Below are 23,695 nucleotides of genomic sequence, written 5' to 3'. Positions count from 1 at the left end.
CATCCGCACCGGGGATCTTGTTCTGTCCGTGACCAAAACGGACATCCCCTGGGCAAGGCCGGTGCGAGCGCAAATGTTGAGAGCTGAGCAAGTATGGTCGGATGTGTTGACATCTGTTGAGTTCCCGCGTGAAATGTGTCACGGCGGGTCCACCACGTGCCGGCACATGCGGACTCGTTTCCCGGGCGCCAGCAGCCGCTGGTTCACCAGGACCTCACCTGAAGGGTGTACGACAACGATGTCACGTGTTAGCCGACGCCGAAAGATCAGACGTCCGTGGGCCGCTGCCGCGCTCGCCTCGGTCCTGGCGATGCTCACCGTGGTGGCCCCGCAAGCTTCGGCCCAGCCGGAGTGGGCGATGGGCACGCCGAAACTGCCGACCCCCTGGACCCACCTGGTCACCCCCGACAACGCGCTGCCGGAGTACCCGCGGCCGCAGCTGACCCGCAAGGACTGGCAGAACCTTAACGGCGTCTGGGAGTTCGCGGGCGCCACCGCCGGGGAGGCCCCGCCCTTCGGCAAGACCCTCGGCGAGCGGATCCTGGTGCCGTATCCGAGCGAGTCGGTGCTGTCGGGCATCGAGCGGCACGAGGACTACATGTGGTACCGCCGCACCGTGTCCGTGCCCCCGAACTGGCAGGTCGGCAGCCGGAACCGGCTCAAGCTGAACTTCGGCGCGGTCGACTACCTGGCGTCGGTCTACGTCAACGGCAAGAAGGTCGCCGAGCACAAGGGCGGCTACGGCGCGTTCTCCGCCGACATCACCGACGCGCTGAAGCCGGGTGGCCAGCAGGAGATCGTCGTCGGCGTCGAGGACCGCGCGGACAAGACCTGGCAGCCGGTCGGCAAGCAGCGCATCGTGCCCGACCGCGGGATCTTCTACGAGGGCGCCTCCGGCATCTGGCAGACCGTGTGGATGGAGCCGGTCGCCGCCGCGCACGTGGAGAACCTCGGCATGGTGCCGGACATCGACACGAACACCCTGGGTTTGACCGTGCAGACCAGCGGTGACGCGAGCGCGCTGTCCGCCGAGGTCATCGTGCGCGACGGCGGTGCCGTGGTCAGCCGCAAGCGGACCCGGGCTGCCGGGGAAATCAAGGTCGACGTGCCGCAGGCGAAGCTGTGGTCGCCGGACAACCCCTTCCTCTACGACCTCGACGTCATCCTGCGTGACGCCAACGACCGCCCGGTCGACCGCGTCTCCTCGTACTTCGGCATGCGGGAGATCGGCAAGGTCGAAGGCGCCGACGGCAAGCTGCGGATGACGCTGAACGGCAAGATCCTTTTCCAGATGTCCACTCTGGACCAGGGTTACTGGCCGGACGGCATCTACACCGCGCCGACCGACGAGGCGCTGGCCTTCGACCTCGAGCAGCACAAGGAACTCGGCTTCAACACCGTGCGCAAGCACATCAAGACCGAGCCCGACCGCTGGTACTACCACGCCGACCGCCTCGGCCTGCTGGTCTGGCAGGACATGCCGGCCATGCGGACCGGCGGCCGCCCGCCGGTGGACGCGCAGCAGCAGTTCGAGACCGAACTGCACGAACTGGTCGAGCAGAAGAAGAACTGGACCTCGGTGATCGGGTACGTGCCGTTCAACGAGGGCTGGGGCGAGTGGAACCGCGAAGCCACCGGCCGCATCGCCGAGGAGGTCAAGGCGCAGGACCCGAACCGCCTGGTCAACGCGCACAGCGGGGTGAACTGCTGCGACTCGCTCGGTGACTCCGGCAAGGGCGACGTGCTCGACTGGCACGCCTACGTCGGCCCCGGCACCCCGGTGCCGGACGAGCACCGCGCCTCGATGGACGGTGAGCACGGCGGCTTCGGCCTGGAGATCGACGGCCACATGTGGTTCGGCGAGGGGCACGCCTACGAGATGACGCCCGACCCGGCCACGCTGACCAGGCGTTACGTGGAAAACCAGGAGGACGTCTTGGACTCCGCGCAGCGCTGCGGCATCAGCGGCGCCATCTACACCCAGATCACCGACGTCGAGCACGAGGTGAACGGCTTCTTCACCTACGACCGGCAGGTGAAGAAGATGGACTTCGCGCAGGTCAAGGCGATCAACGAGAAGATCGTGCGGGAGGCAGACGGCAGCGGCACCGGCGCGCCGGACCCCGGTCCCGGCACCCCGGGCACCGACGGGGTGCACGCCTACAAGTTCGACGAGGGCACCGGCACCACGGCCGCCGACGCGGTCGGTGACGCCGATGCCAAGTTGACCGGCGCCGAGTGGGCCCCCGGTGTGCAGAACGGCGCGGTTTCCTTCAACGGCAACGGGTTCGGCGACACCGGCAGCGCGCTGGTGAACTCGGCGAGCAGCTACTCGGTGTCCGCCTGGGCCAAGCTCGACGTGGCGGACGGCGCGTTCCAGACCGTGGTCAGCCAGGACACCGGCAGCAACAGCGCCTTCTTCCTGCAGTACTCGGGACAGGACCAGCGCTGGGCGATGAGCTTCGTCGGCCTGCGCGCGCTGTCGCCGCAGAAGCCGGAAGTCGGCCGCTGGTACCACCTCACCGGCGTCCGCGACGCCAAGGCGGGCACGCTCTCGCTCTACGTCGACGGCCAGAAGGTCGCCGGGCAGAGCGCCTGCGCGGCCCCGGAATCCACCGGCCCCACGGTGATCGGCCGCGGTCAGTACGGCGGCAACCAGGTCGACTTCCTCCGCGGTGACGTGGACGACGTCCGCCTGTTCGACCGGGCGCTGACCGGCCAGGAGATCGCGGCACTCGCGACCCGCCCCTAGGTTTCACCCCTTTCCTGCCCCACGAGGAGTTCAACGATGAACAGCAGAAAAACCCGGCTCTCCGTCATCTTGCTGGCGGCCGCCGGTCTGGCGCTCACCGCGTGCACCAACCCGGGAGATTCAGGCAGTTCCGCGGCGCCCACGGGCACCGCGGGTGGTGACGGCCAGGTGGTGAAGAGCCAGGCCCCCGGGGCGGGGGAGGGGTGCACCCTGGAGAAGAACGGGGCGCAGAAGCTGGACCTGAAGACCGCGGTGGTCGGGTTCTCGCAGTCCGAACCCGACACCGCGGCCTTCCGGGCCGCCGAAACCGCGTCGATCAAGTCGGCCGCCGAGCAGCTGGGCGTCAAGCAGCTGCTGGTGACCAACGCGAACAACGAGCTGCCCAAGCAGATCGCCGATATCCAGGACCTGCTCAACCAGGGCGCGCAGTTCCTGATCGTGGCGCCGGTGAACTCCGACGGCCTCGACCCGGCGCTGGCCGCGGCGAAGGCCAAGGGCGTGCCGGTGCTGACCATCGACCGCAAGGTCACCAACGCCGCCTGCACCGACTACGTGGCCTTCCTCGGCTCGGACTTCTACGAGCAGGGCAAGCGCGCGGCCGACGCGATGAACAAGGCGACCGGTGGCACCGGCAAGGTGGCCATCCTGCTCGGCTCCTCGGGCAACAACGTGACCGACAACCGCAACGCCGGGTTCAAGGACCAGCTCAAGCAGTACCCCGGCCTGCAGATCGTGGCCGAGCAGACCGGCAACTTCGCGCGGGAGAAGGGCCAGGCGGTGGCCGAGCAGCTGCTCCAGGCCAACTCGGAGATCACCGCGATCTACGCGCACAACGACGAAATGGGCCTCGGCGCGGTGACCGCGGTGACCGCGACCGGCAAGAAGCCGGGCGAGGACGTCAAGATCGTCTCCATCGACGGCACCCGCAACGCCGTCCAGGCCATTGTGGACGGTCAGATCAACGCGGTGATCGAGTCGAACCCGCGCTTCGGCCCGCTCGCCTTCGAGACCGCGCAGAAGTTCTACAACGGTGAGGCCATCCCGGAGAACGTCATCATCGAGGACGACGAGTACAACCGGGACAACGCCGCGCAGAACCTCGCCAATGCGTTCTGAGGCACTACTGGAGACCACCGCCGTCACGAAGTCCTTCGGCGGTGTGCACGCTCTGCGCGGCGTGGACTTCTCCCTCGCGAAGGGGGAGATCCACGCCCTCGTGGGGGAGAACGGCGCCGGCAAGTCGACGCTGATCAAGGTGCTGACCGGGGTGTACCGCCCCGACGGCGGCCAGGTGCGCTTCGGCGGGGAGCCGGTGGACTTCCACCGGCCCTCCGCCGCGCAGGACGCCGGCATCTCCACGATCTACCAGGAGATCAACCTGGTGCCGCTGCTTTCGGTGGCGCGCAACATCTTCCTCGGCCGTGAGCCGCGCAACCGGTGGAAGCTGATCGACGTGGCGGCGATGAACCGCCAGGCCGCCGAGCTGACCCGCTCGCTGGGGCTGGACCTCGACGTGACCGCCGAACTCGGCAGGCTCGGGCTCGGGGTGCAGCAGATGGTGGCGCTGGCACGGGCGATGTCGGTGGACAGCCGCGTGGTGATCATGGACGAGCCCACCTCCTCACTGGAGGCCCGCGAGGTGGCCACGCTCTTCGAAGTGGCGCGTGGCCTGCGGGATCGCGGGGTCGGCCTGATCTTCGTCTCGCACCGGCTCGACGAGCTGTGGGAGCTGTGCGACCGGGTGACCGTGCTCCGCGACGGGCAGCAGGTGCACACCGGCCCGATGGCCGAGCTGGACCGGGTCACCCTGGTCGCGCGCATGCTCGGCCGCGACATCGAGCAGGTGGAACGCGAAGGCGCCACCGAATTCGGCGAAGAGCACACGCGGAGCGAGGAACCGGTGCTGGAAGTGTCCGGTCTGGACGTCCGGCACCGGCTTTCCGGCGTCGGGCTGACCGTGCGACCGGGTGAGGTGGTCGGCCTCGGCGGGCTGCTGGGCTCCGGCCGCAGCGAGACGGTCAAGGCGGTCTACGGTGCGCTGCCCGCGCAGTCCGGCTCGGTTTCGGTGCGCGGGAAGAAGGTGCGGGCGAACTCCGTGCGGCACGCGTTGCGCTCGGGGATCGCCTTGCTGTCCGAGGACCGCAAGGCCGAAGGCATCATCCCGGACCTGTCGGTGCGCGACAACATCGCGCTGGCGGTCCTGCCGCGGTTCTCGCGGGCCGGTCTGGTCACCGAGGCACGCATCGACGCGCTGGTCGAAACGTTCATGAAACGCCTGCACATCAAGGCATCCAGTCCGGCGCAGAAAGTGCGCGAGCTCTCCGGCGGCAACCAGCAGAAGGTGCTGATGGCGCGCTGGCTGTGCACCGAACCGAAGGTCTTCCTGCTCGACGAGCCCACCCGCGGCATCGACGTCGGCGCGAAGCTGGAGGTGCAGTCCCTGATCGACGAACTGGCCGACCAGGGGCTCGCGGTGGTGCTGATCTCCAGCGAGATGGACGAGCTGGTGGAAGGCGCCGACCGGATCGTGGTGCTGCACAACGGATCGGTGAGCCGGGAGCTGACCGGGGACCGGGTCACCGGCGCGGACCTGCTGGCCGCGCTGGCGGGGGAGGACGGGGAATGAGCCGGTTCGACAAGGACTGGGTGCGGCGCAACGGTGTCTACGTGGCACTGGTGTTGCTGCTGCTGATCAACATCGCGATCACCGACAACTTCGTCAGCGCGGGCACGCTGCGGCTGCAGTTGATCCAGGTGGCGCCGGTGCTGCTGGTGGCGCTGGGCATGGCGCTGGTGATCGGCACCGAGGGCATCGACCTGTCGGTCGGCGCGGTGATGGCGATCGCGGCGGCGCTGGTCCCGCTCTACATCGGGTACGGCACGGTGGGCGCGCTGCTGATCTCCGTGCTGGCCGGGGCGGTGACCGGGGTGCTGGCCGGGGTGCTGGTGGCGAAGGTCGGCGTGCAGCCGATCATCGCCACGCTCGGCATCATGGTCGCCGGGCGCGGGCTGGCCAACGTGTTCGGCGGGGAGATCAAGAGCATCCGCGACCCGGGCATGGTCGAGCTGGGCACCGGTGACCTGCTCGGCATCCCGTACGTGGTGCTGATCGCGGCCGTGGTCGCCGCGCTGGCCTGGTTCCTGGTCCGGCGGTCGACCTACGGGCGGCAACTGGTGGCCATCGGCGGCAACAAGCGCGCCGCGGAACTCGCCGGGCTGCCGGTCAAGCGCGTGCTGATCACCACCTACGTGATCTGCGGGCTGCTCGCCGCGCTGGCCGGGGTGCTGATGGCGGCGCGGTCGCAGGCCAGTGACCCGACGAAGCTCGGCATGCTGGTGGAGCTGTCCGCGATCACCGCGGTGGTGATCGGCGGCACGCCGCTGTCCGGCGGGCAGGTGCGCATCGCCGGCACCATCGCCGGCGCGCTGCTGATGCAGTTGATCACCGCGACGCTGATCTTCCACGACATCCCCGACTCCACCGCGCAGGTGGCGCAGGCGGTGATCGTGGTGGCCGCGGTCTACGTGCAGCTCGGCCGGAAGAAGGCACGGAAGAAGACCGGGCAGAAGGTGACGACATGACGACCACGCCCACGGCCACCCGCGCGAGGGTGGCGCGCTCGGCGCAACGCCAGGGCGCACTGGTGATCCTGGTGGTCGCGGTCGTCGCCTCCACCTTCGCCTTCGATTCCTTCGGCACCGCCGGCAACCTGACGAACATCGCGCTGCAGGCCTCGTTCCTGGCCGTGGTCGCGCTCGGCATGACCTTCGTGATCATGACCGGTGGCATCGACCTCTCGGTCGGCTCGGTGTTCGCGCTCGGCGGGGTGCTGGCCGCCTGGGGCGCGCAGTACGGCACCTGGGTGGCGATCCTGTTGCCACTGCTGGTGTGCGGGGCGATCGGGCTGGTGCAGGGGCTGATCATCGCGCGCGGCGGGCTGCCGCCGTTCATCGTCACGCTGGCCGGCCTGCTGTTCGCCCGCGGGGTGCTGCTGCTGATCAGCGACGAGGGCGCCACCACGTACAAGGTGCCGCCGGATTCGGCCTTCCGCGAACTGGCGCAGGGCAGCCTTTTCGGCATCGGCTACCCGATCTGGATCGTGGTGGTCGCGTTCGGGATCGGCGCGCTGGTGCTGCACCGGACCACGTACGGCTCGACCGTGCTGGCGATCGGCGGGCAGGAGGACGCGGCCGACCTGATGGGCCTGCCGGTGGTCCGCGCGAAGGTGGTCACCTACCTGGCGTCGGGGCTGCTGGCCGGGTTCGGCGGGCTGCTGATCGCCTCGTACACCTCGTCCGGGGTGACCGTGCTCGGCGTCGGCATGGAGCTGGAGGTGATCTCCGCGGTGGTGCTCGGCGGCACGCTGCTCACCGGCGGCGCGGGCACCATCCTCGGCACGCTGGTCGGCGTGCTGCTGCTCCAGGTGATCAAGAACGTGATCAACCAGGTCGGCTCGCTGAACTCGAACTGGCAGGCGGTGGTCAGCGGGACGATCCTGCTGATCGTGGTCACCCTGCAGCGCTGGCTCTCGCGCCAGGTGAAGTAGGGGCCTACCAGGACATCTCGCTGCAGCGTCGGGCCGATTCCCTCGGCTCGACCTGCAGCGTGGCGTGTTCGATGCCGTAGGTGCCGGCGAGCAGGTTCTGGGCCTCGACGAGCACGTCGCAGTGCACCGCGGCCGACTCGATGGTGAGGTGGGCGGAGGCGACCTCCATGCCGGAGGTGAGCGTCCACACGTGCAGGTCGTGGACGTCGGTGACCCCGGGCAGGGCCGCGAGCTCCTCGCTGATCCGGCCGACGTCGACGCCCTGCGGGGCGTGCTGGAAGAGGATGCGCAGCGCCCGGCGGGCCAGGGTCCAGGTGCGGGGGAGCACGAAGAGGCCGATGGCGACACCGATGAGCGGGTCGGCGTAGCGCCAGCCGGTGGTCAGCGTGATGAGCCCGCTGAGCAGCACCCCGAACGAGCCGATCATGTCGGCCATGACTTCGAGGTAGGCGCCGCGGACGTTGATGCTCTCCTTGGCGCCCGCACGCAGGAGCAGGAACGACACCACGTTGGCGCCCAGCCCGACGGCCGCGACGATCATCACCGGCCACCCGGGGACTGCGGGTGGGTCGGTGATCCGGCTGATGGCCTCGTAGAGCACGTACCCGGCCACGCCGAAGAGCAGCACCGCGTTGGCGAGCGCCGCGAGCACCTCGGCGCGGTAGAGCCCGAAGGTGCGGCTGAAGGTCGGCCCGCTGCGACGGGCGAGCAGGATCGCGGTGAGCGCCATGCCCACGCCGAGCACGTCGGTGAACATGTGCGCGGCGTCGGAGATCAGCGCCAGCGAGGAGGTCGCGAAGCCGACCGCGAACTCCAGCACCATGAAAGCCGCGCCGATCAGCAGCGCGGCGGTCAACGCACGCACGTACCTGCCCGACGCACCTCCCGCGGGCACCTGCCCGTGGCCGTGTCCGTGGCCCATCCCGCCGCCTCCCGTTGCTCGTACCCCGGGGAATATATAGTGACATGCGCATGCATGCAATAGAGGCCAGCCTAAGCTACGGTACGACGCACCTCGCCCGGGCCCAACCCCCCAACCGGGGCTTCCCGCGGCGCGGGATCGTCAACCCGCTGTCAACGCCTTCGGGGGATGCGCTAGGCTTCACGAGGTCGCAAGTTGACGGGCCCTCGTAGCTCAGGGGATAGAGCACTGCCCTCCGGAGGCAGGTGTCGCAGGTTCGAATCCTGCCGAGGGCACTCCTTTTCGGACACAGCCTTACCAGCGGAAACGCGGTAGGGCTGTTCTTGTTTTCGGCGTGGTCGGCACGGCGCTCAAATGCGCGTGACGACCGGGTTCCGACGTAGCGGACAGCTGCTTCACTGGCAGATCGACTGGCGTGCCGTTCGTTACCCGTCTCACCGCTTCGTCGGCTGATTCGCTTTCATCGGCGACGGCGCGGAGCAGCACTTATCCATCCGGGCGGCGTCCCCCGTTCAGTCACTGGTGAAGGCCATTGACCGTGATGCGGGTCACCTTCAGCCTGGGGGAATGATGCTGAAAAGAGCCTTGAAGGCGGGTGTGGTCGCGTTGGCGGCCGGTGCGTTGTTCGCGGGGCCGGCGCAGGCGGAACCGGCGGCGCAGAAACTGCCGATCGATCCGTACAACTGGTGCGGCCATGATTCCCACATCGAACTCGACGGGCACATCTTCAAGTTCTACGACCACTGGCACGAGGCGAACCGCCACGTGCACTACTACTGGTTCCGCAACATCGCCAGCGGCTTCAGCACCACGCACCTCGGGCACTGCTGACCGGCCCGGGTGGACCAAGTCGGCGGAGCCCGACTGGACCTGTTCACTGGGCCACCCCGGCCACCAGGATCGACCCCGTGAGCATCGAGTTCCTCCTGACAGCACTGGTCATCGTGGCCACCCCCGGCACCGGCGTGCTCTTCACGGTGGCGGCCGGGCTCAGCCGCGGGGTGCGCGCGAGTGCGGTGGCCGCGTTCGCGTGCACCCTCGGCACCCTGCCCCACCTGCTCGCGGCGCTCACCGGGCTGGCCGCGCTCCTGCACACCAGCGCCACCGCCTTCGAGGTGCTGAAATACCTCGGCGTCGCCTACCTGCTGTACCTCGCGTGGGCCACTGTTCGAGACAAATCGACGTTCGAGCCGCAGGAAAATGTCCCGGTTTCCCCGCTCAAGGTGATCACCACCGGGGTACTGGCCAACATCTTGAATCCCAAGCTGACCATTTTCTTCGTCGCGTTCCTGCCCCAATTCGTCCAGCCCGGCGAGCCGGTGTGGCGCATGGTGGAAATGAGCGCGGTCTTCACCGCGCTCACGCTGGTCGTCTTCCTCGGCTACGGCGCCTTTGCCGCCGCCGTGCGCGACCACATCATCGCCAGACCGAAGGTGCTCGCCTGGACCCGACGCAGTTTCGCCGCCGCGTTCGCCGGGCTGGGCTTCAAGCTGGCGGTGACCGAGGCATGAGCACCTTCCGCCACGCCGACGCCCTCTGGGCCGACTTCCCGCAGCTCGTTCCCGCTGTCCTGCACGTCGAGCACACCGTGGCCCGGCGGGACCTCACCGAGTACTACGAGATCGCCGAGAGGCGGCTCGAAGGCACCACCGAAGCGCAGCTGCCCGAGATCCAAGCCTGGCGGCGGGCCTTCGGGCAGCTCGGGCTCAAGCCGACGCAGTACCGTTGCGCCTCCGAGTCGCTGCTCCGCCGGTTCCGCAAGGAGAAGTCGCTCCCGGGCATCCACCCGGTGATCGACCTGTGCAACGCGGTCTCGCTCGCCTATGCCATCCCGATCGCGGTGCTCGACCTCGCGCGGATCACCGGCGACCTCGAGGTCCGCTACGCCACCGGCGACGAGGAGTACCTGACGTTCGGCGGCGAGGTCGAGCATCCGCAGCCCGGTGAGGTGGTGTTCGCCGACGAGGCCGGGCATGCCCACGCCCGCCGCTGGACCAATCGTCAGAGCGGGCGCTCGGCGGTCAGCGACCGGACCGAGACCGTGCTGATCGTCGCGGAGGCGTTGCACGAGACCGCGGTCGACGACGTGAAAGCCCTGGTCAGTGCCCTCGAACACGAACTCGGCCACCCCAGGAGGGCGATCCTCAGCCGGGCCGATCCGGAATTCCGCTACTGAGGCGAGAATGGGTGTCCGGATGGGCGCCGCTGCTCCGACGTCTCCGGTGAAAGGGCACCGAACGAGGCGAGGAGACCACGATGAAGTACATGATCCTGAGCTACGGCTCGCAGCAGCACTACGACGCCATGGCGGGCAAGGGCGAGTTCCAGGCCGAGGACTTCGGCGACCTGCACGCCTTCATGGGCAAGTTCAACGCCGAACTGGAAGCCTCCGGCGAGCTGGTCGAGACCCGCGGCCTGCACGAGCCCGTGCACACCCGCCGCGTGCAGGGCGCCAAGGACGGCACTCCCGTGTGGACGGACGGCCCCTACGCCGAGACGCAGGAAGTGCTGGCCGGCTACTGGATCGTCGAGTGCGAGAGCTTCGACCGGGCCACCGAGATCGCCGCGCGGCTGGCCGACTGCCCGGTGCCCGCCGGGTTCGACGACGATGCCTACGCGGACGTCCGGCCCCTCGTGGAATCCGCCGCGGACCTGAACTTCTGATGCCCGCCGAGGTCGAGGGCCTGCTGCGCGGTCTCGCGCCGCAGGTCCTCGGCGCGGTGGTCCGCCGGTTCGGCAACTTCGACACCGCCGAGGACGCGGTCCAGGAGGCGCTGCTCGCGGCGACCACGCAGTGGCCGGACAGCGGCATCCCGGACAACCCACGCGGCTGGCTGATCACCGTCGCCTCCCGGCGGCTGACCGACCTGCTGCGCAGCGAGTACGCCCGCCGCCGCCGCGAGGAAACCGTCGCCCGGCAGGTGCTGCCCGAGGAATGGCTGGCACCGCCAGCGGACCGGCCCGAAAAGGCCTCGGACGACACGCTGGTGCTGCTGTTCCTGTGCTGCCACCCGTCGCTGTCCCCAGCCTCGCAGATCGCGCTCACCCTGCGCGCGGTCGGCGGCCTGACCACCGCCGAGATCGCCAGGGCCTTCCTGGTCCCGGAAGCCACGATGACCCGGCGCATCAGCCGGGCCAAGCAGCGCATCAAGGACAGCGGCGTCCCGTTCGGCGTGCCGGCGGGCCCGGACCGGCTCGCCGCCGTGCTGCACGTGCTCTACCTGATCTTCAACGAGGGGTACGCCAGCACCGCGGGCCCCGAACTGCAGCGGACCGAACTCACCGCCGAGGCGATCCGGCTGGCGCGCCTGCTGCACGACCTCCTGCCCGGCGACAGCGAAGTGACCGGGCTGCTCGCGTTGATGCTGCTCACCGACGCCCGTCGCGCGGCCCGCACCGGACCCGACGGCGCGCTGGTACCGATGGCCGAACAGGACCGCGGCCGCTGGAACGCGGACAACATCGCCGAGGGCATCGAGCTGATCACCGCCGCGCTGCCGGACGGCCCGGTGGGCGAATACCAGCTGCAGGCGGCGATCGCGGCCGTGCACGACGAGGCCCCCAGCGCCGAGGAGACCGACTGGCCGCAGATCGTCGCGCTGTACGAAGCGCTCCTGCGGTTGTCCGACAACCCGGTGGTGGCGTTGAACCACAGCGTCGCGGTCGCGATGGCCAAGGGACCGCGAGCCGGGCTGGAACTCCTTGCGGCAGTGGAAGAACGGCTCCCGGGCGATCACCGCGTGGACGCCGTCCGGGGGCACCTGCTGGAGCTGTCCGGGGAGAGGGCCGCGGCGCGTGAGTCCTATGTGGCCGCGGCGAACCGGGCGACGAGCCTGCCGCAGCAGCGGTATCTGCACCGCCGGGCGGGAATGCTCAGCTGAACGGCAGCGGGGTGGCACCGCGGTCGGCGAGCATGCCGGTCATCACGCGGGCCTCGGCGCTCTGCGACTTGAGGATGCTGTTCGTCAGCGACTTCACCGCGGCCAGGCCGCTGTGGTCCTGGGTGTACTGCGCCATCTCCGTGCCGCCCTGGTGGTGGCGGAGCATCAGCTGCAGGAAGTAGACGTCGAGTTCCTTGCCGGACAACGACCTCAGCTTCGCCAGTTCGTCGTTGGTGGCCATGCCCGGCATCAACCCGGCGGGCGTGGCGGGACCGGTGGCGGCAGCGCCGTGGCCGCCGTGGGCGTGCCCAGGCGAGTCGGTCATCCAGGTCATGTACCCGCCGATGGCCTGCTCCGGCTTGTTCCACAGCATCAGCCAGCCCTTCATCCGCCCGACCTGCTCGAGCTGGGTGCTGGCGATGTCGAAGGCGAGCTGCTGCACCTGCGGGTCGGTGGAGTGGTCACGCGCCCAGTTGGCCATGGTGACCGCCTGGAGGTGGTGCACCGCCATGTCCTGCGCGAACCCGACCTCCACCACCCCGGGCGAGGGTGCCGCGGTTTCGGCGTCCTGGCCGAGCGACTGGGTGAGGAACATGCCGATGGTCGCGCCGAGAAGGAGCACCGCGAGCGTCGCGGCGCCCAGGATGACCACCCGGGACCAGGCCGGGCGGGGTTCGCCGAACTCCGCCCGCTCCTGGTCCTCTTCGGGGAAAGCCGAACTCATCCGCCGGCCGGGGGCTGCTGCCCGACCGGGGGCGTGCCACCGGGCACGCCGCCCGGGACCCCGCCCGGCATGCCGGTGCTTTCCTGCTCGGCGCCCTCGGAACCCTTGTAGTCCATGGGCTTGGCGTCCGGTCCCGGCGGCGTCGCGTCGAAGGCGGGCGGCGCGTCCACGTCGAAGCGGCCCGGGCCCATGGCGTCGCAGGACGCGCCCTGCTCGGGGTAGGTGCTCGGGTTCAGCCGCAGCGCGGCGATGAACTGGTCGATGCGCTCGTCGTCGACCGAGTCGAGCTTGAGCTGGTGACCCCACGCCTGCAGGGAGACCGGCTTGTCCAGGCCGGGGAACGGCGACATCATCGTGTACGGCTTGCCCTCGGCCCGCACGCGCAGCTTGTTGACCGCGTCACCGGTGACCTGGTCGGGGTTGTAGGCGATCCAGACCGCGCCGTGCTCCAGCGAGTGCACCATGTTCTCGGTGCGCACCGCGTTCGGGTAGACGATGCCGGTGCAGGCCGCCCAGAACCCGTCGTGCGGACCGCCGAAGGCCGGGGTCTGGTCGTAGGCCACGCGCTCGGTGGGGAGGATGTGCACGCTGGCCTCGTACTGCTTGGTGACGATGCCGGGGATCTTCAGCGACGGGTCCGGGTTCTCCGCCGACGGCGCGAAGGCGGCGGCCGCTTCCTCACGCGTCTTCTGCTCGCGCTTGTCCGCCGAGTTGACGTAGTAGTAGCCGAACACCACCCCGGCGAGCGCCAGGATCGCCACCACCGCGATGATCGTGCCCCACGGGGTGCCCTTCTTGGCCACCACGGAGCCCCGGGCCGACTTCACGGCGTTCGTCGGCCTGCCCTTTTTCTTCGTGCCGCTTGCCATCGTGCTGTACCGACCTCGTCTCGTCGTCGCCCCGGTCATGGAGCACCCCGGCCAGTGTAGGGATGGTGTGTCTGGTCGGTGTAGGGCGCTTCGGAGGGTCTCGCTTGACCCTGACCCGGGTCAAGGTCGCAGGCTTCGGCCATGGTGAACGCGAACTCGGACCGGGAGACCCTGCGTGCTTTGGCCGACGAGGGCAACGAGACGGCCATGGACCGGCTCGCCGACCTCGCCGACGCCCGTGCCGATCTCGACGAACTGAGCGAGCTGCTGGACGAGGGGTGCCTGCGTGCCGGGCACCTGCTCACCCGGCGCGCGGTCGCGGCGGGCGACCTGCTCGAACTGCAGCGGATCTCGGACGCCGGCTGCGACGAGGCAGGCGAAGAACTGGAGCGCCTGCTGAAGGCCTAGATCGGCGGCTGCGCGTCCGGTCCTGGCGGAGTCGGGTCGAACGGCGGCGGCGCGTCCTGGTCGAAGCCACCGGGGCCGGGGTCGCAGGGGGCGCCGGGTTCGGGGAAGGTCGACGGGTTCAGCAGCAGCGCGGTGACGAACTGATCGATGCGCTCGTCGTCGGCCGAGGCGACCTTCAGCTGGTGACCCCAGGACTGCAGCGAGATCGGCTGGTCCAGCCCGGGGTAGGGCGACATCACCAGGTACGGCTTGCCCTCGACGCGCTCGGCCAGCTTCGCGCGCTCGGCGCCGGTCACCCGGTCCGGGTCGTACGCGATCCACACCGCGCCGTGTTCGAGCGAGTGCACGAGGTGCTCGGTCCGTACCCCTTCCGGGTAGACCACGCCGTTGCACGCGGCCCAGACCTGGTCGTGCCTGCCGCCGAAGGGCGGGGAGTGGTCGTAGGCGATCCGCTGGGGTGCGGCCACGTGCAACCCGGGGTCGTATGACTGCCGCACGACCCCCGGGATGGCGGTCGACGGATCCGGGTTGGCCTCCGACGGCATGAACGCCGCGAGCCGCAGGTCCCGCTCGGAAACCCTCGCCTGCCCGGCCACCGCCCGCTCCGCGGTGAGCAGCGCCACGCCGGTCAGCGCGGCACCCGCCAGCAGTACCCCCACCAGCGCGATGACCAGCGCCGTCGTCCTCGAATTCATCGCCTGCTCGCCTTTCGCCCGGTCCTGGGACCGTCTTGGTGCCGGTCAGCGGGGCACACCTAGAATTCGGCAGGTGACTCCCGCCGATCTCGCCGCACTTGTCCGAACCTCCGCCGTGGACGTCCTGACTGCCCGTGGTCTCGACCCGGCGGTGCTGCCCGACGCGGTGACGATCGAGCGACCCCGCAACCCCGAGCACGGAGATTACGCGACGAACCTGGCGCTGCAGGTGGCGAAGAAGGCCGGGCTCAAACCGCGGGACTTCGCCGACGCGCTGGCCGAGTCGCTCGCCAAGGCGGACGGCGTCGAAGCCGCCGAGGTGGCCGGGCCCGGCTTCCTCAACCTCCGGCTCGGCGCGAGCGCCCAGGGCGCCCAGATCAGCCAGGTGCTCGCCGCGGGCAAGGCGTACGGCCGCGGTGACGCGCTGGGCGGGCTCAAGATCAACCTCGAGTTCGTCTCGGCCAACCCGACCGGGCCGATCCACCTCGGCGGCACCCGCTGGGCCGCCGTCGGCGACGCGCTGGGCCGGGTGCTGACCGCGCAGGGCGCCGAGGTCACCCGCGAGTACTACTTCAACGACGCCGGCGCGCAGATCGACCGGTTCGTCAGGTCCCTGATCGCCGCCGCGAAGGGCGAGCCCGCGCCGGAGGACGGCTACGCGGGCACCTACATCAGCGACGTCGCCGCCGAGGTGCTGCGCCAGGAGCCCAGCGCGCTGTCGCTGCCCGAGGCCGAGCGGCACGAGACCTTCCGCAAGGTCGGCATCGAGCTGATGTTCAGCGAGATCAAGAAGGCGCTGCACGAGTTCGGCACCGACTTCGACGTGTTCTTCCACGAGAACTCGCTGCACGAGAACGGCGAGGTCGACCGGCTGGTGGCGAAGCTCAAGGACGAGGGCACGCTGTACTTCGACGACGGTGCCTGGTGGCTGCGCACCACCGACCACGGGGACGACAAGGACCGCGTGGTGATCAAGCAGGACGGCCACCCGGCCTACATCGCCGGGGACATCGCCTACCTGCACGACAAGCGCCAGCGCGGCTTCGACCTGTGCATCTACATGCTCGGCGCGGACCACCACGGCTACGTCACCCGGCTGAAGGCGGCCGCCGCCTCGCTGGGCGACGACCCGGCCGTGGTCGAGGTGCTGATCGGGCAGATGGTCAACCTGGTCAGCGACGGCAAGCCGGTGCGGATGAGCAAGCGCGCGGGCACCGTGATCACCATGGACGACCTGGTCGAGGCGGTCGGCGTGGACGCCGCCCGCTACGAGCTGGCCAGGTACTCGGTCGACTCCACCCTGGACATCGACCTGGACCTGCTGCGCAAGCACAGCAACGAAAACCCGGTCTACTACGTGCAGTACGCACACGCGCGGCTGGCCTCGCTGCAGCGCAACGCCGCCGAGCTGGGCCTCAAGGCCGGCGAGCGGCCGGACCTCGGCCTGCTCACCCACCCGCGGGAAGGTGACCTGATCCGAACGATCGGCGAATTCCCGGAAATGTTGAGGAAGGCGGCGGAACTGCGGGAACCGCACCGCGTCGCCCGGTACCTGGAGAGCCTCGCGAGCGCCTACCACAAGTTCTACGACGTGGCCCGCGTGCTGCCGCAGGGCGGGGAGGACCCCACGCCGCTCACCTTCGCCCGCCTCGCGCTCTGCGAGGCCGCGCGCCAGGTGCTCGCCAACGGTCTCGAACTGCTGGGCGTTTCGGCGCCGGAACGGATGTAGTTTCATGGCTCACCCCGCGGGACCCCGATACGCCGAGGTCCATGCCCATGCGGACACCGCCGGGTTCCCCCCGTCCACCTCGGGCGAACTGGACCGGCTCTACCCCAAGGTGTGGCCCCGCAACTCCTTCCGCGCGCCGGACGGTGTGGTCCGGATCGCCGGGGTGGACGTGCGGGAGCTGGCCGAGACCTACGGCACCCCGCTCTTCGTCATCGACGAGGCCGACTTCAAGTCCCGGTGCGCCGAGTACGCCGAGGCGTTCGACGACCCGGCACTGGTGCACTACGCGTCGAAGGCGTTCCTGTGCACCGAGGTCGCGCGCTGGGTGGCCGCGCAGGGCCTGAGCCTGGACGTGTGCAGCGGTGGCGAACTGGCCATCGCGCAGCGCGCCGGGTTCCCGCCCGAGCGGATCACCTTCCACGGCAACAACAAGTCGGTCGCCGAGCTGGAAGCCGCGGTCACCGCCGGGGTGGGCACCGTGGTGCTCGACTCGTACTTCGAGATCGCCAGGCTGGCCGAGGTGGCCGCGCGCCACGAGATCACCCAGCAGGTGATGGTGCGGGTCACCGTCGGCGTCGAGGCGCACACGCACGAGTTCATCGCGACCGCGCACGAGGACCAGAAGTTCGGCTTCTCGCTGGCTTCCGGGGACGCCGCCGAGGCGGTGCGCCGGGTGCTCAACGCCGGTTCGCTGAAGCTGATCGGGCTGCACAGCCACATCGGCTCGCAGATCTTCGACGCCGACGGCTTCGAGGTGGCCGCGCGCCGGATCATCGGCCTGCTCGCCGAGCTGGGCAAGGAACACGGCCCCGAACTGCTCGACCAGCTGTCCATTGTGGACCTCGGTGGCGGGTTCGGCATCGCCTACACCGATCGCGACAACCCGCCGCCGCCGGCGCAGATGATCACCCAGATCCGGGAGATCGTGCGCAAGGAGTGCGCCTTCGCCGGGCTGCCGGTGCCGCGCATCGCCGGGGAGCCGGGCCGCGCGATCGCCGGTCCCGGCACGGTCACGCTGTACGAGGTCGGCACCATCAAGGACGTCTCGCTGGGCGACAACGCGGTCCGCCGGTACGTCAGCGTCGACGGCGGGATGAGCGACAACATCCGCACCTCGCTCTACGACGCGGTCTACGACGTGCGGCTGGTCTCGCGCGCCGCCGCGGACGGCCAGGACGACGAAGCGCGCGCCGCGTTGTCCCGCGTGGTGGGAAAACACTGTGAGTCCGGCGACATCGTGGTCCGCGACTGCTGGTTGCCCGACAACCTGGCTCCCGGTGACCTGCTCGCGGTCGCCGCGACCGGCGCCTACTGCTACTCGATGGCCAGCAACTACAACCGCCAGCCACGCCCGGCGGTGGTCTCGGTCCGCAACGGCGGGGCGCGGCTGCTGCTGCGCCGGGAAACCACCGAGGACATGCTGGGTCTGGAGGTTTCGTGAGGTCCACCCCGATACGCGTAGCGCTGCTCGGCTGCGGCACGGTCGGCGGTGAGGTCGCGCGCCTGCTGACCGAGCAGGCCGGCGAGCTGGCCGCCCGCGCCGGCGCGCCGGTCGAGCTGGCGGGCATCGCCGTGCGCCGCCCGGACAAGCACCCGGAACTGCCCCCCGAACTGCTCACCAGGGACGCGGCCGAACTGGTCGCGGCGGACGACGTGGACGTGGTCGTCGAGCTGATCGGCGGCATCGAGCCGACCCGCACCTGGCTGCTGGACGCCCTGCGTGCCGGCAAGTCGGTGGTCACGGCGAACAAGGCGCTGCTCTCGGAGAACTCCGCGGAGCTGTCCGAGGCCGCCGACGCCTCCGGCGCCGACCTCTACTTCGAGGCCGCGGTCGCCGGGGCCATCCCGCTGCTGCGCCCGCTGCGCGAATCACTGGCAGGCGACCGGATCACCCGCGTGATGGGCATCGTCAACGGCACCACGAACTACATCCTGTCCGCGATGGACTCCACCGGTGCCGGGTACGCCGAGGCGCTGGACGAAGCCAGCAGGCTGGGGTACGCCGAGGCGGACCCGACGGCCGACGTGGACGGTTACGACGCCGCCTCCAAGGCCGCGATCCTGGCCTCGCTCGCCTTCCACACCCGGGTGACCGCGGCCGACGTGCACCGTGAGGGCATCGCCGGGGTCACCGCGTCCGACATCACCGCGGCGAAGATGCTGAACCGCACGGTCAAGCTGCTCGCCATCTGCGAACGGGTGACCAGCGACGACGGCAGTGAGTCGGTTTCCGCCCGCGTGCACCCGGTGATGATCCCGCGCGCGCACCAGCTCGCCGGGGTCAGCGGGGCGTTCAACGCGGTCTACGTCGAGGCCGACGCCGCCGGTGAGCTGATGTTCTACGGCCAGGGCGCCGGGGGCGCGCCGACCGCCAGCGCCGTGCTCGGCGACCTGGTCGCGGTGGCCCGCAACCGGGTGCTCGGCGGGCTCGGCCCGCGCGAGTCGGCGCACGCCGCGCTGCCCGTGCGGCCGATGGGCCAGACCCCGACGCGCTACCACGTCAGCCTGGACGTGGCCGACCGGCCGGGTGTGCTGGCCCAGGTGGCGCAGGCGTTCGCGGCGAACGGCGTGAGCATCGCCGCGGTCCGCCAGCGCGACCGGTTGTCCACCGCGAGCCTGGTGATCGTCACCCACCTGGCGCCGGACGCGGCCCTGGAGTCCACTGTGGACGAGATCGCGAAGATGGACGTGGTGCACGAGGTGGTCAGCGTTATGCGCGTGGAAGGCGAAGACCAGTGACCGGGATCATCGAGGCGTACGCGGACCGCATTCCCATCCCCGAGGGCGCGAAGATCGTCACCCTCGGCGAGGGGAACACGCCGCTGCTGCCCGCGCCGCACCTGTCCGAGCTGACCGGGAGCACGGTCTACCTCAAGGTCGAGGGCGCCAACCCGACCGGCTCGTTCAAGGACCGCGGGATGACCGTGGCGATCACGCACGCGCTGGCCAGCGGGCTCAAGGCGGTCATCTGCGCCTCCACCGGCAACACCTCGGCCTCGGCTTCGGCCTACGCCGCCCGCGCCGGGCTGACCAGCGCGGTGCTGGTGCCCGAGGGCAAGATCGCGCTGGGCAAGATGGCCCAGGCGGTCGCGCACGGCGCGAAGATCCTGCAGGTCGAGGGCAACTTCGACGACTGCCTGGAGTTGGCGCGCAAGACCGCGGCCGACTACCCGGTGACCCTGGTGAACTCGGTCAACCCGGTGCGCCTGGTCGGCCAGAAGAGCGCCGCGTGGGAGGTCTGCGACGTGCTCGGCGCGGCGCCGGACATCCACTGCCTGCCGGTCGGCAACGCCGGCAACATCTCGGCCTACTGGGCGGGGTACGCCGAGTACGCCGCCGACGGTGTGGTGGACGGCACACCCCGCATGTTCGGCTTCCAGGCCGCGGGCGCCGCGCCGCTGGTCGACGGCGAGCCGGTGAGCCAGCCGGAGACCGTGGCCACCGCGATCCGCGTGGGCAGCCCGGCGTCCTGGACCAAGGCGGTCAAGGCGAAGGACGCCTCCGGCGGCCTGTTCGAGAAGGCCACCGACGAGCAGATCCTCGAGGCGTACCGGCTGCTGGCCCGCAAGGAGGGCGTGTTCGTCGAGCCCGCCTCGGCGACCAGCGTGGCCGGGCTGCTGATCACCGCCGCGGACGGCCGGATCCCGCGGGGGTCGACGGTGGTCTGCACGGTGACCGGGCACGGGCTCAAGGACCCCGCCACCGCCCTGAACGGCGTGGTCGAGGTGGAACCGCTGGCGGTGGACCCGACCGCCGTGGCGGCGGCGCTGGAGCTGGCGTGAATCTGCGGGTCAGGGTCCCGGCGTCCACGGCGAACCTCGGCCCGGGGTTCGACGTGCTGGGCCTGGCGCTCGGGCTGTACGACGTGGTGGAGGTGCAGGTCACCGACGCCGGGCTCAAGGTCGAGGTGCTCGACGCCGGAGCGGGCGGCGTGGGTGACGTGCCCACCGACGAGACCCATCTGGTGGTGCGCGCGCTGCGTCGCGCGTGCGACCATCTCGGCTTTTCCGTGCCCGGGCTGCACCTGCGTTGCCACAACGCGATTCCGCACGCGCGCGGCCTCGGATCTTCGGCCGCCGCGGTGGTTTCCGGGGTGGCCGCGGGATACGCGCTGGCCGGGCGCGAACTCGACGACGACGCGCTGCAGCTGGCGGCGGAGTTCGAGGGCCACGCGGACAACGCGGCGGCGAGCCTGCTCGGGGGCCTGGTCATCGCCTGGGAGACCGGCGGCCGGTTCGGCGCGGAACGGCTCGACCCGCACCCCGACCTGCGGCCGGTGCTCGCCGTGCCGGGCCTGCGCTCGTCCACCGACGCCACGCGCGGCCTGCTGCCCGAGCACGTGCCGCACGCCGACGCGGCGTTCAACGCGGGCCGCGCGGCACTGGCCGTGCGTGCGCTCGTGGGCAACCCGGAACTGCTGCTCAGCGCCACCGAGGACCGCCTGCACCAGCACTACCGCGCCCCGGCCTACCCGGACAGCGCACGGCTGGTTCGCGAGTTGCGGGCGCAGGGAGTGGCGGCGGCGATTTCCGGCGCCGGGCCCACGGTGCTGGCCCTGACCACGACGGGAATACTTCCGGACGTGGTGGACGTTACATCATTCGAGGTCACCGCGCTCCCGGTCGATTCGGCCGGGGTGCAGGTCGCCGTGGGATAACACGCCGAAGGCAAAGTAGGGGTGGTTGTTGCACGGTGAAGCGGGCCGGTCTACCCTCGGGGGCGTTCGATCACCGTGCGCAGTCCGCACCCGGTGCAGGTTCCGGGGGTTCAGCCCGGATCGCATTTTCCCGTCCAGTCCAGGTTCCTGCGGGGATCCTGGAGCGTGGCGACGGGCTCCGGTGCGGTCGCGGTGACGAATTTCGCGTGTGCCGTATGGGGCACGTACTTCCCGTGTCGGCGGTTCTCCCGCCGTGACTCGTACGTCTCGGCTGGATCTGGCTTCCGGCCACGGGAACAACTAGCCGTCTCGTGATTCGGACGCGGGCGGCAGTCCGCTGATCCACCGTGGAGGCGTGGATCGGTAAGGAAGGACTTGTGTGAGCAACACCGATCTACTGAGCGGCGACGCGGCTACCGGTGAGTCTTCGGCCGAACCGCAGGCCAACGGCACCGCCGCGCCGAAACGCCGTCCGGGCGGTCTGTCCGGAATGGTCATCGCCGACCTGCGTTCGCTGGCCGGGGAGCTCGGCATCAGCGACACCGCGGGCATGCGCAAGGGGGACCTGATCGCGGCCATTCGCGAGCGCCAGGGCAAGACCAAGCGGCGCACCAGCGCCGCCGCGACCGCCACCACCGCGGACACGCTTCCGCTGGACGGCATCGAGGGGAGCAAGCCGGCCGAAACGAAGGCCCGCGCACCGCGCAAGGAGGCCGAGAAGGCCGAGAAGCCGGTCGAGCAGCCGAAGGCCGAGGCCCAGCCGGAGCAGCAGGCCCCGCCCGCCGCGAAGGCTCCGGCCGCCGAGCCGCAGCAGGCCGAGCGCAAGGAGTCCGAGAGCGAGGCGCCGTCCGGCGACCAGTCCGCCTCGGGCGAGGACGGTGGCCGCCGTGAGGGCGGGCGCCGCCGCCGCGGGTCGAACCGCGCCGCGGACTCGTCCGGCGGTGGTTCCGGCGAGCAGCGCCGCGACCGCCAGCAGGGCGGCGACCGGCCGTCCGGTGACCGCCAGCAGGGCGGTGACCAGCAGCAACGCGGTGACCGGCAGCGTGGCGACCGGCAGGACCGCGGTGACCGCCAAGACCGCGGTGACCGTGGCGACCGGCAGGACCGTGGCGACCGGCAGAACGACCGCCAGCGCGGCCAGCAGGACAACCGCGACAACCGTGGTGGCCCGCAGGCCGACGACGACGAAGAGGGCGGCCGTCGCGGCCGCCGCTTCCGCGACCGCCGCCGCCGCGGTGGCCGTGGCGAGGGCGGCAGCAGCAGCCCGGACACCGAGGTGCGCGAGGACGACGTCCTGCTCCCGGTGGCCGGCATCCTCGACGTGCTGGACAACTACGCGTTCGTCCGCACCTCGGGCTACCTGGCCGGGCCGAACGACGTCTACGTCTCGCTGTCGCTGGTCCGCAAGTACGGCCTGCGCCGCGGTGACGCCATCACCGGCGTGGTCCGCCAGCCGCGTGAGGGCGAGCAGCAGCGGCAGAAGTTCAACCCGCTGGTGCGCGTGGACAGCATCAACGGCCTCGAGTCGGACCAGGCGAAGAAGCGCCCGGACTTCACGAAGCTGACCCCGCTGTACCCGAACGAGCGCCTGCGGCTCGAGACCGAGTCGCACAAGCTCACCACCCGGGTGATCGACCTGGTGATGCCGGTCGGCAAGGGGCAGCGCGCGCTGATCGTGTCGCCGCCCAAGGCCGGTAAGACCACGATCATGCAGGACATCGCGAACGCGATCACCACGAACAACCCCGAGTGCCACCTGATGGTGGTGCTGGTCGACGAGCGGCCGGAAGAGGTCACCGACATGCAGCGGTCGGTGAAGGGCGAGGTCATCGCCTCCACCTTCGACCGCCCGCCGTCAGACCACACCTCGGTCGCCGAGCTGTCCATCGAGCGGGCCAAGCGCCTGGTCGAAATGGGCCTCGACGTGGTGGTGCTGCTCGACTCGATCACCCGCCTCGGCCGTGCCTACAACCTGGCGGCCCCGGCGTCCGGGCGCATCCTGTCCGGTGGTGTCGACTCGACCGCGTTGTTCCCGCCGAAGCGCTTCCTCGGCGCGGCGCGCAACATCGAGAACGGCGGCTCGCTGACCATCTTCGCCACGGCGATGGTGGAAACCGGGTCCACCGGTGACACGGTGATCTTCGAGGAGTTCAAGGGCACGGGCAACGCCGAGCTCAAGCTGGACCGCAAGATCGCCGAGCGGCGCGTCTTCCCCGCGGTGGACATCAACCCGTCCGGTACCCGCAAGGAGGAGCTGCTGCTCTCGCCGGACGAGCTGGCGGTGACGCTGAAGCTGCACCGGGTCCTGCACGCGCTGGACTCGCAGCAGGCGATCGACCTGCTGCTGTCCCGCCTGCGCAAGACGAAGACCAACATCGAGTTCCTGATGCAGGTCTCCAAGACGGCGCTGGGCCCCGACGAGGACTAGCAACCGACGCACACGAAGGGGCGGCACCGCATGGTGCCGCCCCTTCGTGCTCCCTCCGGTCCCCACCGGGGAGCTTCTGGCCG

At 70.3% G+C, this 23,695-nt stretch carries 21 protein-coding genes and 1 tRNA gene; 18 read left to right on the top strand and 4 right to left on the bottom strand.

Features of this window, described 5'->3' with window-relative positions; all coding sequences use genetic code 11:
- Window positions 1-310 precede the first annotated feature (310 nt).
- The 5 genes from JOM49_RS00425 to JOM49_RS00405 are packed head-to-tail and all read left to right on the top strand — an operon-like array spanning window position 311 to window position 7,299.
- Window positions 311-2,752 (top strand): LamG-like jellyroll fold domain-containing protein, encoded by a 2,442-nt coding sequence (locus tag JOM49_RS00425; protein ID WP_209662196.1) that lies wholly within the window; start codon window positions 311-313, stop codon window positions 2,750-2,752.
- Window positions 2,753-2,788: 36 nt separating this feature from the next.
- Entirely contained in the window at window positions 2,789-3,868 is a 1,080-nt protein-coding gene (locus JOM49_RS00420; RefSeq protein ID WP_209662195.1) for an ABC transporter substrate-binding protein, read from the top strand.
- A complete protein-coding gene (locus JOM49_RS00415; protein ID WP_209662194.1) occupies window positions 3,858-5,378 on the top strand; it encodes a sugar ABC transporter ATP-binding protein in 1,521 nt (506 codons plus the stop codon). Before JOM49_RS00420 ends, JOM49_RS00415 begins: the two co-directional genes overlap by 11 nt.
- Complete coding sequence (locus JOM49_RS00410) at window positions 5,375-6,334, top strand: ABC transporter permease (protein ID WP_209662193.1); 960 nt, start codon at window positions 5,375-5,377, stop codon at window positions 6,332-6,334. Before JOM49_RS00415 ends, JOM49_RS00410 begins: the two co-directional genes overlap by 4 nt.
- A complete protein-coding gene (locus JOM49_RS00405) occupies window positions 6,331-7,299 on the top strand; it encodes an ABC transporter permease (protein WP_209662192.1) in 969 nt (322 codons plus the stop codon). Before JOM49_RS00410 ends, JOM49_RS00405 begins: the two co-directional genes overlap by 4 nt.
- Window positions 7,300-7,303: 4 nt before the next feature.
- On the opposite strand, the gene JOM49_RS00400 is transcribed toward JOM49_RS00405, so the two are convergent.
- Window positions 7,304-8,221, bottom strand: coding sequence for a cation diffusion facilitator family transporter (locus tag JOM49_RS00400; RefSeq protein WP_209662191.1), 918 nt, complete (start codon window positions 8,219-8,221; stop codon window positions 7,304-7,306).
- A 202-nt stretch (window positions 8,222-8,423) separates the two neighbouring features.
- Here JOM49_RS00400 and JOM49_RS00395 point away from each other — a divergent pair.
- The 6 genes from JOM49_RS00395 (at window position 8,424) to JOM49_RS00370 (ending at window position 12,102) form a co-directional block, all read left to right on the top strand.
- A tRNA-Arg gene (locus JOM49_RS00395) sits at window positions 8,424-8,496 on the top strand.
- A 292-nt stretch (window positions 8,497-8,788) separates the two neighbouring features.
- Window positions 8,789-9,052 (top strand): hypothetical protein, encoded by a 264-nt coding sequence (locus tag JOM49_RS00390; RefSeq protein ID WP_209662190.1) that lies wholly within the window; start codon window positions 8,789-8,791, stop codon window positions 9,050-9,052.
- 77 nt (window positions 9,053-9,129) lie between these two features.
- The gene (locus JOM49_RS00385; protein WP_209662189.1) at window positions 9,130-9,732 is read left to right on the top strand and encodes a LysE family translocator; all 603 of its coding nucleotides are present in this window, start codon (window positions 9,130-9,132) and stop codon (window positions 9,730-9,732) included.
- Entirely contained in the window at window positions 9,729-10,397 is a 669-nt protein-coding gene (locus tag JOM49_RS00380; RefSeq protein ID WP_209662188.1) for a B3/B4 domain-containing protein, read from the top strand. Before JOM49_RS00385 ends, JOM49_RS00380 begins: the two co-directional genes overlap by 4 nt.
- Before the next feature lie 80 nt (window positions 10,398-10,477).
- The gene (locus tag JOM49_RS00375; RefSeq protein ID WP_209662187.1) at window positions 10,478-10,885 is read left to right on the top strand and encodes a YciI family protein; all 408 of its coding nucleotides are present in this window, start codon (window positions 10,478-10,480) and stop codon (window positions 10,883-10,885) included.
- Window positions 10,885-12,102, top strand: a complete 1,218-nt coding sequence (locus JOM49_RS00370) for an RNA polymerase sigma factor (RefSeq protein WP_209662186.1) — start codon at window positions 10,885-10,887, stop codon at window positions 12,100-12,102. The genes JOM49_RS00375 and JOM49_RS00370 overlap by 1 nt, the downstream gene beginning before the upstream one ends.
- Here JOM49_RS00370 and JOM49_RS00365 read toward each other — a convergent pair.
- Complete coding sequence (locus tag JOM49_RS00365) at window positions 12,095-12,826, bottom strand: DUF305 domain-containing protein (RefSeq protein WP_209662185.1); 732 nt, start codon at window positions 12,824-12,826, stop codon at window positions 12,095-12,097. The two genes, JOM49_RS00370 and JOM49_RS00365, sit on opposite strands and share 8 nt — an antisense overlap.
- A complete protein-coding gene (locus tag JOM49_RS00360; protein ID WP_209662184.1) occupies window positions 12,823-13,695 on the bottom strand; it encodes a thioredoxin-like domain-containing protein in 873 nt (290 codons plus the stop codon). Before JOM49_RS00360 ends, JOM49_RS00365 begins: the two co-directional genes overlap by 4 nt.
- Window positions 13,696-13,836: 141 nt before the next feature.
- Here JOM49_RS00360 and JOM49_RS00355 point away from each other — a divergent pair, with 141 nt between their 5' ends.
- Window positions 13,837-14,103 carry a hypothetical protein gene (locus JOM49_RS00355; RefSeq protein ID WP_209662183.1) on the top strand — a complete coding sequence of 89 codons (267 nt, stop codon included), beginning with the start codon at window positions 13,837-13,839 and terminating at the stop codon, window positions 14,101-14,103.
- On the opposite strand, the gene JOM49_RS00350 is transcribed toward JOM49_RS00355, so the two are convergent.
- Entirely contained in the window at window positions 14,100-14,798 is a 699-nt protein-coding gene (locus tag JOM49_RS00350; protein ID WP_209662182.1) for a thioredoxin-like domain-containing protein, read from the bottom strand. The two genes, JOM49_RS00355 and JOM49_RS00350, sit on opposite strands and share 4 nt — an antisense overlap.
- Before the next feature lie 73 nt (window positions 14,799-14,871).
- Here JOM49_RS00350 and argS point away from each other — a divergent pair, with 73 nt between their 5' ends.
- The 6 genes from argS to rho all read left to right on the top strand — a co-directional run bounded on the left by argS (window position 14,872) and on the right by rho (window position 23,612).
- Window positions 14,872-16,527 carry an arginine--tRNA ligase gene (gene argS, locus JOM49_RS00345; RefSeq protein ID WP_209662181.1) on the top strand — a complete coding sequence of 552 codons (1,656 nt, stop codon included), beginning with the start codon at window positions 14,872-14,874 and terminating at the stop codon, window positions 16,525-16,527.
- Window positions 16,528-16,531: 4 nt separating this feature from the next.
- Window positions 16,532-17,968, top strand: coding sequence for a diaminopimelate decarboxylase (gene lysA / locus JOM49_RS00340; RefSeq protein ID WP_209662180.1), 1,437 nt, complete (start codon window positions 16,532-16,534; stop codon window positions 17,966-17,968).
- Entirely contained in the window at window positions 17,965-19,266 is a 1,302-nt protein-coding gene (locus JOM49_RS00335) for a homoserine dehydrogenase (RefSeq protein ID WP_209662179.1), read from the top strand. Before lysA ends, JOM49_RS00335 begins: the two co-directional genes overlap by 4 nt.
- The gene (gene thrC, locus JOM49_RS00330) at window positions 19,263-20,309 is read left to right on the top strand and encodes a threonine synthase (protein ID WP_209662178.1); all 1,047 of its coding nucleotides are present in this window, start codon (window positions 19,263-19,265) and stop codon (window positions 20,307-20,309) included. Before JOM49_RS00335 ends, thrC begins: the two co-directional genes overlap by 4 nt.
- Window positions 20,306-21,184, top strand: a complete 879-nt coding sequence (thrB, locus tag JOM49_RS00325) for a homoserine kinase (protein WP_209662177.1) — start codon at window positions 20,306-20,308, stop codon at window positions 21,182-21,184. Before thrC ends, thrB begins: the two co-directional genes overlap by 4 nt.
- Window positions 21,185-21,563: 379 nt before the next feature.
- Complete coding sequence (gene rho / locus JOM49_RS00320; protein WP_209662176.1) at window positions 21,564-23,612, top strand: transcription termination factor Rho; 2,049 nt, start codon at window positions 21,564-21,566, stop codon at window positions 23,610-23,612.
- Window positions 23,613-23,695 lie beyond the last annotated feature (83 nt).

Origin of the sequence: Amycolatopsis magusensis, assembly GCF_017875555.1 — a bacterium.
Lineage (GTDB): Bacteria > Actinomycetota > Actinomycetes > Mycobacteriales > Pseudonocardiaceae > Amycolatopsis > Amycolatopsis magusensis.
The sequence above is the reverse complement of the archived record's forward strand: the minus strand, read 5'-3'. Positions and strand labels throughout refer to the sequence as shown.

Excerpts from the sequence above, each read along its gene's own strand:
- JOM49_RS00425 (WP_209662196.1), top strand. The coding sequence starts at position 311 with ATGCTCACCGTGGTGGCCCCGCAAGCTTCGGCCCAGCCGGAGTGGGCG.
- JOM49_RS00420 (WP_209662195.1), top strand. The coding sequence starts at position 2,789 with ATGAACAGCAGAAAAACCCGGCTCTCCGTCATCTTGCTGGCGGCCGCC.
- JOM49_RS00415 (WP_209662194.1), top strand. The coding sequence starts at position 3,858 with ATGCGTTCTGAGGCACTACTGGAGACCACCGCCGTCACGAAGTCCTTC.
- JOM49_RS00410 (WP_209662193.1), top strand. The coding sequence starts at position 5,375 with ATGAGCCGGTTCGACAAGGACTGGGTGCGGCGCAACGGTGTCTACGTG.
- JOM49_RS00405 (WP_209662192.1), top strand. The coding sequence starts at position 6,331 with ATGACGACCACGCCCACGGCCACCCGCGCGAGGGTGGCGCGCTCGGCG.
- JOM49_RS00400 (WP_209662191.1), bottom strand. The coding sequence starts at position 8,221 with ATGGGCCACGGACACGGCCACGGGCAGGTGCCCGCGGGAGGTGCGTCG.
- JOM49_RS00390 (WP_209662190.1), top strand. The coding sequence starts at position 8,789 with ATGATGCTGAAAAGAGCCTTGAAGGCGGGTGTGGTCGCGTTGGCGGCC.
- JOM49_RS00380 (WP_209662188.1), top strand. The coding sequence starts at position 9,729 with ATGAGCACCTTCCGCCACGCCGACGCCCTCTGGGCCGACTTCCCGCAG.
- JOM49_RS00375 (WP_209662187.1), top strand. The coding sequence starts at position 10,478 with ATGAAGTACATGATCCTGAGCTACGGCTCGCAGCAGCACTACGACGCC.
- JOM49_RS00370 (WP_209662186.1), top strand. The coding sequence starts at position 10,885 with ATGCCCGCCGAGGTCGAGGGCCTGCTGCGCGGTCTCGCGCCGCAGGTC.
- JOM49_RS00365 (WP_209662185.1), bottom strand. The coding sequence starts at position 12,826 with ATGAGTTCGGCTTTCCCCGAAGAGGACCAGGAGCGGGCGGAGTTCGGC.
- JOM49_RS00360 (WP_209662184.1), bottom strand. The coding sequence starts at position 13,695 with ATGGCAAGCGGCACGAAGAAAAAGGGCAGGCCGACGAACGCCGTGAAG.
- JOM49_RS00355 (WP_209662183.1), top strand. The coding sequence starts at position 13,837 with ATGGTGAACGCGAACTCGGACCGGGAGACCCTGCGTGCTTTGGCCGAC.
- JOM49_RS00350 (WP_209662182.1), bottom strand. The coding sequence starts at position 14,798 with ATGAATTCGAGGACGACGGCGCTGGTCATCGCGCTGGTGGGGGTACTG.
- lysA (WP_209662180.1), top strand. The coding sequence starts at position 16,532 with ATGGCTCACCCCGCGGGACCCCGATACGCCGAGGTCCATGCCCATGCG.